Origin of the sequence: Streptomyces sp. 8L (assembly GCF_020176795.1) — a bacterium.
Lineage (GTDB): Bacteria > Actinomycetota > Actinomycetes > Streptomycetales > Streptomycetaceae > Streptomyces.
Map to the genome: position 1 here is coordinate 1 of NZ_JAIUKE010000413.1, position 11,266 is coordinate 11,266.

The following is an 11,266-nucleotide window of genomic DNA, read 5'->3' on the forward strand; positions in this document are numbered from 1 at the left end:
CGCCGACCGACCGCCACGCACCACCCGCCGCCCACCGCCCGCACCGAGAACCGAGGACGCCCCCATGGCCGAAGCCCACCGCGAACGCGCCGACGCGGCCCGCAACCGGCGCGCCATCCTGGCCGCCACCGAACGCCTCCTCGCCGAGCACCCGCCCGAGCAGGTCTCCATGGAGCGGGTCGCCGCCGAGGCGGGCGTCGGGAAGGGCACGGTGTTCCACCGCTTCGGCAGCCGCATGGGCCTGATGGTGGCCCTCATGGAGGAGCGCGCACTCGCCCTGCGCGACGCCGTCACCGAGGGGCCGCCGCCCATGGGCCCGGGCGCGCCGCCCCGCGAGCGGCTGCTCGCCTTCCTGGACGGCGTCCTCGGCGTCGTCAGCCGCAACAAGGGGCTCCTCGCCGCGCTCGGCCGGGCGGCGACGGCCGCGCACACGGCCCCCGCCAAGGCCCCCGCCCGGGACGGGGACGGCTGCGAGAGCGGGTCCGGAGCCGGCTCCGGGGCCAGGACCGGCACCGTGTACGACTTCTGGCACGGCCACATCGCGGCGCTGCTCACCGAGGCGCGGCCCGGCCTCGACGCCGACGCCCTGGCACACCTGCTGCTCGGGCCGCTCGCGAGCGACCACGTACAGCGGCTGCTGGCCTCGGGCGACGACGGCCGTGAGCGGACCGCGGCGGCCTGGGCGGCCCTGCTCGACGGCGTCCTGCCGGACGGGAGCGGCCGGGCGGACGATCACGACAGGCCACGGGCGCGGCCACGCGGGTGACGGGCGGCTCCCCCGCCGGACCTCGCCGTACCCTCGACGCATGACTGACGCAGCAGCCCGAGAGCCCGCACGGCAGATCCAGACACTCGACGCGCTCACGGACGAACAGGCCGGGTCCGTACTCGCCCTGCTGGCCGAGGCAGCGGCCGCGGACGGCACGCAGGCCGTCTCCGAGCAGGGCAGGCTCCAACTCCGCGGCGGCCACCGCGAAGGGGTGCGGCACCTCCTGCTCACGGCGGGCGGCGAGGTCCTGGGATACGCGCAGTTGGAGGACACGGACCCGGTGGAGGCCCCCGCGGCCGAACTCGTCGTGCACCCCTCGTGGGGGGGGGGGGGGCCGGCCCGCCGGGGGGGGCGGGGGGGGGGGGGGGGGGGGGGGGGGGGGGGGCGGGGGGTGGGGGGGGGCGGGGCCGGGGGCGCCCCCCCGGGCCCCCCCCCGGCCCGGGGCGCCCCCCCCGGGGCCCCCCGCGCCGCCCCCCCCCCCCCCCGCGCCGGGCCCCCCCCCCCCGCGCTCGGCGACGCGCTGATGGCGGCTTCGGGCCGGCGGCTTCGGGTGTGGGCGCACGGCGGGAAGTCCGGCGCACGCCACCTGGCCCAGGTACTCGGCCTCACGCTCTTCCGCGAACTGCGCCAGATGAGGCGGCCGTTGGCGCCGCTGGACATCCCGGACCCGCAGATCCCGGCGGGCGTGGCGATCCGTACGTTCGTACCGGGCGAGGACGACGCGGCCTGGCTCGCGCTGAACGCGGCGGCCTTCGCGCACCACCCGGAGCAGGGCGGGATGACGCAGCGCGACCTGGACGACCGGATCGCGGAGCCCTGGTTCGACCCGAAGGGCTTCTTCCTCGCGGAGCGCGCGGGCGAACTGATCGGGTTCCACTGGACGAAGGTCCACGCGGAGGAGCGGCTCGGCGAGGTCTACGTGGTCGGAGTCAGCCCGGACGCCCAGGGCGGCGGCCTCGGCAAGACCCTGACCGCGATCGGCCTGCGCCACCTGGCCGCCGAGGGCCTACCGACCGCGATGCTGTACGTGGACGGCGACAACACGGCGGCGGTCAGGGTCTACGAGGGCCTGGGCTTCACCACCCACGAGACGGACCTGATGTACCGCACGGAGTTGTGAGGGGCTCTCCCCCACCGCGCCGCGTGCGGCGCCGGACCCGCGCGGGCGGGCGGGTGGACGGCCCCGGCCCGGCCAACTCTCGCCTTACAGCCCTCGGGTAGAGTCCGCGCGGGTGTTCGGAACGTCCGCGACCGGGGCCCCGGACAGGAGCGGCGGGCGCCGGACGTCAGGCGTCGGGCAGGGAAGTGGGAGGAACGCATGGGTGACAGCGGCGGCGGCGAGGCGGCGGCGAAGGGGCTCGCCCCGGAGCCGTCGGCCCCGGCATCGGACAGGATCGAGGGGACCGCCTCGGGGGAGCGCCTGGTGCTCTTCACCGACGCGGTGACGGCGATCTCCATCACCCTGCTGATCCTGCCGCTGGTGGACCTCGTCCCTGAGGTCGCGTCCGCCCACGAGAGCGCCAGCAAGGTGATCACCGATCACGTCAACCAGATCTGGAGCTTCGTCCTCAGCTTCGCGGTCATCGCGAACATCTGGGGAGAGCACCACCGGTCCTTCTCGTCGGTCGCGCGGGTCACCCGTCCCCTGACGATGTGGAACATGGGGTGGCTGCTGTCCGTGGTCGTGCTCCCCCTCCCCACGGAGATGATCGGCGCCTTCGGCCGGGACCGCTTCGTGGCGGGGTTCTACTACGCGACCGTCCTGGCCACCATGGTGTGCCGGCTGGGCATGCTGGCGACCCTGAAGAGCGCCCCGGGGCTGCTCGAAGAGAGGGGCCGCGTGGCCGGCCGGCGCGTCGAAGAGGTGTACGCCGACAGCTACGTCAACGTCATCGCCCTGGTCGTCGCCTTCGCCATCGCCCTGGCCGTACCCGAGCTCCAGTACTACAGCCTGCTGCTGCTGGTCCTGCCGAGCCGGATGGTCCTCCGCCGCGGCAGGCGCACCTCCCTCTGACCCCCCGAGCCCGCACCCGGACCTCGCGGCCCCGGCTCGCGTTCCCCGCGGCAGGCCGTGCACGGGCGGCGGCGACGGGGCGCATCCGCCCGGCCGGATCAGGGCCCGGTCAGCCGCAGGCCGGGCATCCGCGAGTGCCGCAGCCACTGCCCGCCCCCGTCCACATGCAGGGTGAACGCCTCAGGCCCGGGCCGGCCCGCCTTGTCGTACGCCGACAGCACGCACTCGATCCGCCCCCACAGCCGCAGCGGGCCGCCCTCGCGCACCTGCCACCCGTCGCCCGCCGGGGTGAGGGTGGCGGCGGACCCGGTGACGACGTCGATCAGGTGCACGACGCCGCCGACGGTCGCGATCTGTGCGTCCGGCACCGCGCACTGCGCGAGGAACCGCGGGTGGAACGCCTCCTCGGTCGCAGCCGTGATCCGCTCGGGCGAGTGCCGCGCGGCCCGGCCCGGCTCCGGGAGCATCGCGGCCCAGCGGGTGGGGTTGCCGAAGGCGGGTGCCGCGTGGGCGCGGGCTGCCATGAACGACACCGTGCCGGGGAGCAGCGACCCCTCGGCGGTGCCGTCGCCGTTCACGGTGAGCAGGACACGGGCGTACCCGTAGAGCCAGCCGGAGAGGGTGAGCAGGATCTTCCCGCCCGGCCGGCTCTGGGCGAGCAGGGCCGCGGGGACGGCGCGGAAGGAGCAGGCGGCCACGATGCGGTCGAACAACGCGTCCGGCCAGTAGCCGTGCAGGCCGTCCGCCACCGCGAGGTTGGGGGTGTAACCGCAGGCGTACAGCGCGCCTGCCGCCTGTTCCAGCCGGTGCGGATCGACCTCGATCGAGGTCACGCCGGTCGAGCCGAGCCGTTCGCAGGCCAGCGCGGTGGAGTATCCGGTGCCGGTACCGATCTCCAGCACCGTGTGCCCCTCGCACACGTCCGCGTCGGCCCACATCCGTACAACGAGCGACGGCAGGGTGGACGACGAGGTCGGCGCTCCACCGTGTCGCACGTGCGGGTCGTTCCAGTCCCGTTCCTCGCCGTCGAACTGCGTGACGAGCGTCGTGTCGGAGTACACGGCGGCCAGCCACCGGTCGCGGCCGGACGCGGCCGTGACGGGCTCCCACACCGTCAGGCCCTGCCCGTCGCGCTCGTCGGCGGGCAGGTAGAAGCCCGGCACGAACCGGTGCCGCGGCACCCGCTCGACGGCGGACCGCCAGCCGGGATCGTTGAGGGCACCGTCGTCGGCGAGGCCTTCGGCCATCGCCTCGCGCAGACCTGCGGTGCCGGAGTCCGGGTCAGCGTTCGAATCTGCGGGCGTCATCGCGCTCCGCCTCCTTCCCCAGCTCTGATCAGGATGTCGGCGAACGCCGTCGCGATGGCGTCGGCGTCATCGGCTCTGACCTGACCGGTACACGGCGGTGCACTCGCCGGTCCGCCCCGAGTGTCGCGCGGGCGCCCGGGGCCGGGGCCGGGACTCCGACCGACGGGTGTGACGAGCCCGGGGCTCCCGTCGGCCGGAGTCGTTCAGGAATTGGGCGGCTTCCGCCCGGGCTTGTCGCGGCGGGCGAGGCCCAGAAGGAAGTCCTCCTGGTCCTCGATCGTCCGGGCCTGAGCCGCGACCTCGCCGAGGTGTTGGTGGCAGGCCCACAGGGTGTGGATACCGGAGCCGCGTTCGGCGCTTCCCACGTACGTGGTGACGCCGTTCCCGCAGGACGCGCAGGAGTGCCCGGTCGTGGCGTCAGTCATCGGCCTTCGTCTCCCCTGTCGCCCGTGCGAGGGCCTGGAGTTGCGGGTCCGGCTCGCACAGCCGCTGCGCGACGCGCCGCACCTCCGCCCCGCGCTCGGTGCGGTAGGCGGCGCCGCTCTCGTCCCCTACGCGGAAGTCGTGCCCGCCTGCGACGCATGGCGTGGCGTGACGGTCCTCCGGCAGCGGCGAGTCGGCGGCGCTTGACAGGCGGTACGTGGTGCGGCACTCCGTACACGCGTAGAGATCCCGTCCCCCGACGGCCGGCGCCACGGCGATCAGAGCGAGCCCGTCGGCCGGGGCGTGGTGCCAGTGACACCAACCCGGGCCGGGGTGCGGGCCGTTCACCGTGCGACCTCGACGCAGTCCGGGTGCGCGCGGGGGAAGATGCGGATGCCGTCGGCGTCCAGCCGCGTGCCGAGGTCGACGGCGGTGCGATTCGACACAGGAGTACCGCAGTACGCGCACACCCCTCCGCGGCGTTGCCCATCGGTCAACTCGGCCAGCGCCAGAGGCGGAGAGTCTGTTGTGACGTCCATGCCGGTGGCTCCTTTGGGTGGCGGTGCGGTGTCAGGACGTCAACTGTGGCCCGGTACAAGCCGGATCGCGAGGACTTTCACAGGTCTTTCTTCGAAGGAAAAGAGGACTTCCGTTCACTTGCAAGGGGAGACCCTGGCAATCAGCAGGGCCTGCCGGGCACACTGAGCGGAACCCAGGAGGTGGCCGTGCCCCGATCCGCAGGGAACGCAAAGCTCAAGGCCGCTCGTATGGCGGCCGGTTACCCATCACAGCAGTCCCTCGCCGAAGCACTCGGTGTCGGTGTCCGACAGGTGCGCAGATGGGAGTCCGATGCGCCACCGTGGCCTCAGGGAGAGGTCCAACACGCTCTCGTGCGCACACTTGGCCAGGATCTGGACGCGCTCGGTTTCTCTCCTCCGGGCGCCGTCCGGCCCGTACAACGGCCCGCTGCCACGAGGCTTGCCGCTCGTCCCATGCCCGTGATTCCTGCCAAGTCCTCGTTGATGATGCAGCCGGCGACGGTGGCTGCGGACTACGAGTCGGTGACCTCTTCTCATCGGCGCCTGTACTGGTCCGTCGCACCTTCCGCGCTGCATCCGGCTGCGACGGCCCACGCGGATCTCGGTCGTGCTCTCCTCGCCGAAACCGCGGGACAGACGCGAGTGCGGGTTGCTTCCGCCCTGGCTGAGACGCTGCTGTTGGCGGGACGGATCGAGTTCTTCGACCTGCGCGAAACGGAGCGTGCGGGCTCCACCTGGCTGCACGCTCTTCAGGCTGCGGGCGAAGCCGACGCTCCCCTTCTCGGCTCCGCGGTCCTGGCGCACATGGCGTTTGTCCCGGGATGGGCCGGGGACAGGGCCGCCACAGCCGAACGGATCACGGCAGCACGGACCTACGCGCGACGCGGGCCCGCGAGCGCAGAGCATCTGGCATGGCTGGACGCGGTGGAAGCCGAGTGCGAGACCCGGTGCGGGGACACACGGACAGCTCTGAACCTGATCAGGCATGCGGAGACGGTTCTCGCCGGGGGCGGCGAGTGGGAGCCTCCGGTGTGGTTGGACTGGTTCAGCGGTGTCCGGCTGGCGGCGTTCAAAGGGAACACGCAGCTGGTGGCGGGCCATCTGCCGCAGGCCAGGACCACTTTGCTCGAGGTCTTGGAGGCGCTGCCCGCTCACGAGGACAAGCAGCGCACAGTGATCCTCGGCGATCTCGGGGCCGTCGAGGCAGCCGCGAGGGCGCCCGAGGCAGCTTGCGGATACGCCGTTCAGGCTCTCGACCAGCTGGAACGCACCTGGTACGCGGTGGGTATGGACCGCGTACGGGCCGTCCGGCGGGCGCTCACCCCGTACCAGGATGAACAGTGCGTGCGCGACCTCGACGACCGGCTCTATGGCTGGGCGACGACCGTCAGCGCTCTCGCTCGTTGAATGCGGCGATGTGCGAGGGGAGTTCGAGGAGGCTTTCCACTCGGAAAGTGGGGAGCTCCTTGGCCTCCTGGGTGTCCCACTGGATCGTGGCCCACGGTCCACGGCGCACGAGAGCCGTCCTCATGCCGGCCGCGGCACCGGGCCGGAGATCGTTGTCGACGCGGTCCCCGACGTACAGAATCTCGTGGGGCCGGGCCGGTACGGCGGCGGCGACGCGTTCGAAGAAAGCCGGGTCCGGCTTCGACGCGCCCCAGTCGTCCGAGGTGCCGATCAGGTCGACGTCCGTGCTGAACAGGTCACGCAGGATCTTGCCTGCCCGTACGGTCTGGTTTCCCGCGATGCCGAGCCACAGGCCGTCCGCGCGCAGTGCGCGCAAGGCGTCGCGGACCTCCGGATAGAGGTCTTCCTCTCCGAAGTGTTCGGGCTGCCCGGCAGCGGCCCGCTTCTCGCGCTCAGCGGCCAGGTCGAAGCCGGGCCGGAACGCCTGGAAAGTGTCGCGGTAGTCGCGGCCCTGTGCGATGACAGCACCGAACATGGCGGCGAAGGTGTGGCGGGGGACATCGAGCCAGTCGGCCCACGTGCCGTACTCCCGTGTCTCATCGACCAGACACTCGCCCACGTCGAAGACCACTGCGCGGATCATGGCCGTATCGTAGAGCGGCGCACTGCCACGCGTAACGTCCCCCGTCGTCTCCCTCACCACTCGTCCGCAGGATGGGTGGAACAAGGCGTGCTGCGCGCCCACCTCGTACGCGCACGTCACCGGCCCGACGATCTGAGTCCGGCCGCAAGAAGATCACGTACGACGGATTGTGCGAGCCGGGCGGCCCGGCCCCGGATTTCAGTGGCGGCGGGCACGTGAACGAAGTCGGTCATGCGGGGAGACCCTGGCCGGCGGTCCCGGCCACGAAAGACTCCTCGCCGAGGCGTGAAAGGTGATGACGTGACTGAGGACCTGACCGCTGTCGCACGGTTCCTCTTCGAGGCCGGCTCGCTCAAGAACTCTCGGCGTACGGGCTGGTGGATGGCGGGCGTTCGCGACCCGGAGAGCGTCGCCGAGCACTCCTGGCGCACCGCCCTGATGGCCTCGGTCGTCGCGGCACTCGAAGGCGCGGACCCGAACCGCGCCGCGTTCCTGGCCACCTGGCACGACACCCAGGAGACCCGCACCGGGGATGTCAACCACCTGGGCAAGAAGTACACCCCCGGCGCCGACCCTCGGGCGGTCACGGAGGATCAGGTCGCGGGCATGCCCGCGATCCTCGCCGACACCGTGCGGGGCCTGATCGGTGAGTACGAGGACAAAGAGACCGCCGAATCGATCTGCGCCCGTGACGCGGACAAGCTGGAGTGCCTGGTGCAGGGCATCGAGTACAAGGCGCAGGGATACGCGAACGTCCAACGGTGGATCGACAACAGCAGGGGCCGCCTCGTCACCAAATCGGCGCGGCTGCTTGCGGACGCTCTGCTGGCGCAGGACTCGCTGGACTGGCTCCGGGAAATCCTCGGCGAACCGCGCCCCGAGTCACCCGCGGAGGGTGCTCCCGCCACGACGTGAGGCGGCGCGGCGGTGCCGTCGAGCCGGCGATCGGGCCGGCGCGTCGGGGGTGTGGAGTGCCGACAAGCGCCGGCGCGACGCGGCCGTGGCCGGCGGGCGGGCGCCGGCCTCGGCGTCGGGCGTGGGGGGCGCGCCGGGCGGCGCGGTGGCCTCAGTGGATGTGGAGGCTGTTGTGGGCGATCTCGTTGCCGATGTTGTTGTTGATGTCGCCGGTGCTGAAGTTGATCAGTGATGTTCCCAGCGAGGGGGCGCAGAGAAGGAGGCAGGGGCCCGGGTTCGGGGGCGTCGGGCTGTCGGTCACGGTGACGGTGGCGGTGGTGCTCGAGGCGCCGCAGCCCTCGCCCCCGACCTGGTTGCCGTTGTAGGCGGCCGTGATGGTGTGCGTGCCGGTCGTGCTGAACGAGGTGTTCAAGGTGGCCTGGCCGCCGGAGTCGAGTCCCACGGTGTCCAGTTCGTCGCCGCCGTCGAAGAAGGTCACGCCCAGGCCGCCCGTGGGGTCCTCGGGGCAGCTGACGGTGGCGGTGAGTGTCACCTGGCTTCCGACGGTGGCTGTCGAGGGGGAAACCTGGAGAGCGGTGGAGGAGTCCGCCGCCGCGGCCGGGGCTGCCGCACCGACCACGGCCGCGAGCGCGGCTGCGGCGATGAACGTTCCCCGTCGGCGTGGCTGTCTGTGTGCCATGTGAGTGCTCCTTGTGCGCGCGGCCGTTTTCGTCCGCGACTGTCTGATGGAGCGTCACCTTATGACTGTTTTCTTGGCATATGCGGGAGATTCTGACCGTAGTCAGCCCAGTCGGACTAGGTATCACCTCCCCGCACGGCCCCTCCCCGTCCCGCTTCCCGGTCCCGCGCGGGCCGCGAGGCCCCCGATCAGATCTGCGGCGCCGATATGCGTGTGTAGGGCAGGGAGTTGCTCGTCCCGCCCGGGGTGGTCACGGTGACGAGGACCGTGCCGGCCGGTCCTGCGGGCGCCGAGGCGGTGATCGTGGTGTCCGAGAGCACGCTGAACGCGGCGGGTGCCGCTCCGAAGCGGACCGCGGTGGCCGTGGTCAGGCCGCTGCCGGTGAGGGTGATCACCGCCCCCGGATCGACGGGTCCTTGACCGGGAGAGAGACCGGACAGCAGTGGCGCGGGCACATAGGTGAAGGCGACAGGGTTGCTGGAGCCGGCCGGCGTGACCACGGCGACCTGCACCGTTCCGCCGCCGGCCGGCGTGACGGCGGTGATCTGTGTCGGCGAGTCGACCGTGAACGCGGGAGCGGGCGTGGCGCCGAAGAGCACCGAAGTGGCCCCCGTGAGGTCGGCGCCCCTCAGGGTGACGCCGGTGCCGCCGGACGCGGGTCCCTGGGCGGGGGTCGCGGACAGGAGGGAGGGCGCGGTGAGGTAGAAGAAGTAGACCGGTCCCGTCGTGCCGCCCGGGGTCGTGACGGTGACCGGCACGGCGCCCGAGCCCGCGGGCGCGACGGCGGTGATCTGGGTGGCCGAGTCGACGGTGAACGTCGTGGCGGGCGTGGCGCCGAACATGACCGCACTGGCCGCCGACAGGCCGGTGCCGGTGAGGACGACCGTCGTGCCGCCGGAAGCCGGCCCCTGACTCGGTGTCACAGAGGCCAGTGCCGGGGCGGCGGCGTAGGTGTAGGTGACCGGGCCGCTGGTGCCTCCGGGGTTCTTGACGGTGACGGCCACGCTGCCCGTGCCGGGCGGCGCCACCGCGGTGATTTTCGTCGTGGAGTTCACCGTGTAGGTGAGCGCCGGGGCGGTGCCGAAGGTGACCGCGGTGACGCCGGCGAAACCGCTGCCGTTGAGCGTCACGTTGTTGTTGCCGGCGGCGGGCCCGGTGTTGGGGACGACCGAGGTCAGTACGGGGCCTGCCGCCGGAGCGGCCGGGACTGCGGTGGTTGTCGACGTGGAGCGTGCGTCGCTCACGGGTCCTCCTGGGGAGTCGACGGCGGGTGGGACGGAAAGCCCCTCGGCCCCGATACGTCCAGAGCCGAGGGGCTTCATGGACGGCGCGCCGCGTCCAGCACGGCGCGGTCGTCCCTCGCGCTGGGGGCACTGATCAGATGCCGGGCCCCGCCACGTAGGTGAAACCGTCCGCGGCGGTCGCGCTGCCCGCGTCGTTGCTGACCACGACGTCCACCGCGCCGGCAGCTCCCGGCGGCGTGATCGCGGACACCGAGGTGTCGGCGATCACGGTGAAGGGCGCCGGGTTGCCGTCGAAGGTGACCTGGGTCGTGGTGGCCAGGCCGGTTCCCGTGATGGTCACGGCCGTACCGCCGGAGACCGGCCCCTCGTCCGGAGCGACCGTGGTCACGGTCGGCTCCGCGATGTAGGTGTAGGTCAGGCCGTTGTTGGTGCCGCCCGCGGTCGTGACGCTGACGCCGACCGAACCGGCGGTCCCGGCGGGTGCGACGGCGGTGATCTGGCTGTCGGAGATCACCGTGGGCGTCGCGCTGTTGGCGCCGAAGGCCACGCCGGTGGCCGTCGACAGGCCCGTACCGGTGATGGTGATGGTCTCGCCGCCCGCGGTAGAGCCCGAGGTGGGGCTCAACGACTGCTTGAAGGGCGGTCCCACGTAGAAGAACGAGACCGGGTTGCTCGTGCCGCCCGGTGTGGTGACGGTGACGCCGACCACGCCGTTTCCGGACGGAGAGACAGCGGTGACCTGCGTCGGGGAGACGTTGGTGACCGAGGTGGCCGACCGGGTGCCGAAGTGCACCGCGGTCGTGCCGGACAAGTTGGTCCCGGTGATGGTGACGAGCGTGCCACCACCGCTGGACCCCTGATTCGGACTGATGGGCATGACGGACTCCTCCTGGCTCGGGACACGACAGGGCGCGACCGAGCACGATCAGGTGATGCGACTCCACCGCCCCAAGGGCATGTACGTCTGCTTCCGCACCACTGGCCAGGTGGGATCTCGGAGACCTTGTGCCGGAGCCCGGCCGGCGGGGGTGGGCGACCCACCACCGGACACCACGCACGAGGTCGGGAGAAGGAAAGCCGACGGCACTCGGAGAGTGCGCCACCGCGGGCCCACGCTCCGCGGGCGGCACCGGTCCGCTGAAGCGGATACAACGAGTAACGCACCGCGACCCAGGGGCGGCAAGACCCAGCACGGGAAGCAAATACATCAGACCGGATCATGAGCGCGTAACCAGGCGCATATACGGAATGAATATAATAAGTTGCACGAAGTTATCGGGCCTCACCTGCCCTGTTCGCCCCGCTCGGACCCCGGCCCCCGGTACC

Annotated in this window: 13 protein-coding genes; 5 read left to right on the forward strand and 8 right to left on the reverse strand. The window is 72.3% G+C overall.

Annotated features, from left to right (window positions below; translation table 11 throughout):
* Nucleotides 1-64: 64 nt before the first annotated feature.
* From LCE31_RS29065 to LCE31_RS29075, 3 genes are all read left to right on the forward strand, one after another.
* On the forward strand, nucleotides 65-766 hold the full coding sequence (locus LCE31_RS29065) for a TetR/AcrR family transcriptional regulator (RefSeq protein ID WP_225019454.1): 702 nt from the start codon (nucleotides 65-67) through the stop codon (nucleotides 764-766).
* Between the two features lie 40 nt (nucleotides 767-806).
* Complete coding sequence (mshD, locus tag LCE31_RS29070) at nucleotides 807-1,889, forward strand: mycothiol synthase (RefSeq protein WP_225019456.1); 1,083 nt, start codon at nucleotides 807-809, stop codon at nucleotides 1,887-1,889.
* A 198-nt stretch (nucleotides 1,890-2,087) separates the two neighbouring features.
* Entirely contained in the window at nucleotides 2,088-2,783 is a 696-nt protein-coding gene (locus LCE31_RS29075) for a TMEM175 family protein (RefSeq protein ID WP_225019458.1), read from the forward strand.
* A gap of 98 nt (nucleotides 2,784-2,881) precedes the next feature.
* Here LCE31_RS29075 and tgmC read toward each other — a convergent pair whose 3' ends face one another.
* From tgmC to LCE31_RS29095, 4 genes are all read right to left on the reverse strand, one after another.
* Complete coding sequence (gene tgmC, locus LCE31_RS29080) at nucleotides 2,882-4,090, reverse strand: ATP-grasp peptide maturase system methyltransferase (RefSeq protein WP_225019460.1); 1,209 nt, start codon at nucleotides 4,088-4,090, stop codon at nucleotides 2,882-2,884.
* Between the two features lie 203 nt (nucleotides 4,091-4,293).
* Nucleotides 4,294-4,515, reverse strand: coding sequence for a hypothetical protein (locus tag LCE31_RS29085; RefSeq protein WP_225019461.1), 222 nt, complete (start codon nucleotides 4,513-4,515; stop codon nucleotides 4,294-4,296).
* On the reverse strand, nucleotides 4,508-4,861 hold the full coding sequence (locus LCE31_RS29090) for a hypothetical protein (protein WP_225019463.1): 354 nt from the start codon (nucleotides 4,859-4,861) through the stop codon (nucleotides 4,508-4,510). Before LCE31_RS29090 ends, LCE31_RS29085 begins: the two co-directional genes overlap by 8 nt.
* A complete protein-coding gene (locus LCE31_RS29095) occupies nucleotides 4,858-5,052 on the reverse strand; it encodes a hypothetical protein (RefSeq protein WP_225019465.1) in 195 nt (64 codons plus the stop codon). Before LCE31_RS29095 ends, LCE31_RS29090 begins: the two co-directional genes overlap by 4 nt.
* A gap of 228 nt (nucleotides 5,053-5,280) precedes the next feature.
* Between LCE31_RS29095 and LCE31_RS29100 the strand changes: the two genes are divergently transcribed.
* Nucleotides 5,281-6,459, forward strand: coding sequence for a transcriptional regulator (locus LCE31_RS29100; protein WP_263632441.1), 1,179 nt, complete (start codon nucleotides 5,281-5,283; stop codon nucleotides 6,457-6,459).
* Here the strand turns inward: LCE31_RS29100 and LCE31_RS29105 are convergent.
* On the reverse strand, nucleotides 6,440-7,102 hold the full coding sequence (locus LCE31_RS29105) for an HAD family hydrolase (RefSeq protein ID WP_225019469.1): 663 nt from the start codon (nucleotides 7,100-7,102) through the stop codon (nucleotides 6,440-6,442). The genes LCE31_RS29100 and LCE31_RS29105 overlap by 20 nt on opposite strands.
* 300 nt (nucleotides 7,103-7,402) lie before the next feature.
* Here LCE31_RS29105 and LCE31_RS29110 point away from each other — a divergent pair, with 300 nt between their 5' ends.
* On the forward strand, nucleotides 7,403-8,017 hold the full coding sequence (locus LCE31_RS29110) for an HD domain-containing protein (RefSeq protein WP_225019471.1): 615 nt from the start codon (nucleotides 7,403-7,405) through the stop codon (nucleotides 8,015-8,017).
* A 151-nt stretch (nucleotides 8,018-8,168) separates the two neighbouring features.
* On the opposite strand, the gene LCE31_RS29115 is transcribed toward LCE31_RS29110, so the two are convergent.
* From LCE31_RS29115 to LCE31_RS29125, 3 genes are all read right to left on the reverse strand, one after another.
* Nucleotides 8,169-8,696 carry an Ig-like domain-containing protein gene (locus LCE31_RS29115; protein ID WP_225019472.1) on the reverse strand — a complete coding sequence of 176 codons (528 nt, stop codon included), beginning with the start codon at nucleotides 8,694-8,696 and terminating at the stop codon, nucleotides 8,169-8,171.
* Between the two features lie 188 nt (nucleotides 8,697-8,884).
* Complete coding sequence (locus LCE31_RS29120) at nucleotides 8,885-9,940, reverse strand: IPT/TIG domain-containing protein (protein ID WP_225019474.1); 1,056 nt, start codon at nucleotides 9,938-9,940, stop codon at nucleotides 8,885-8,887.
* Nucleotides 9,941-10,073: 133 nt separating this feature from the next.
* Nucleotides 10,074-10,817, reverse strand: a complete 744-nt coding sequence (locus LCE31_RS29125) for an IPT/TIG domain-containing protein (protein ID WP_225019482.1) — start codon at nucleotides 10,815-10,817, stop codon at nucleotides 10,074-10,076.
* Between the last annotated feature and the right edge of the window lie 449 nt (nucleotides 10,818-11,266).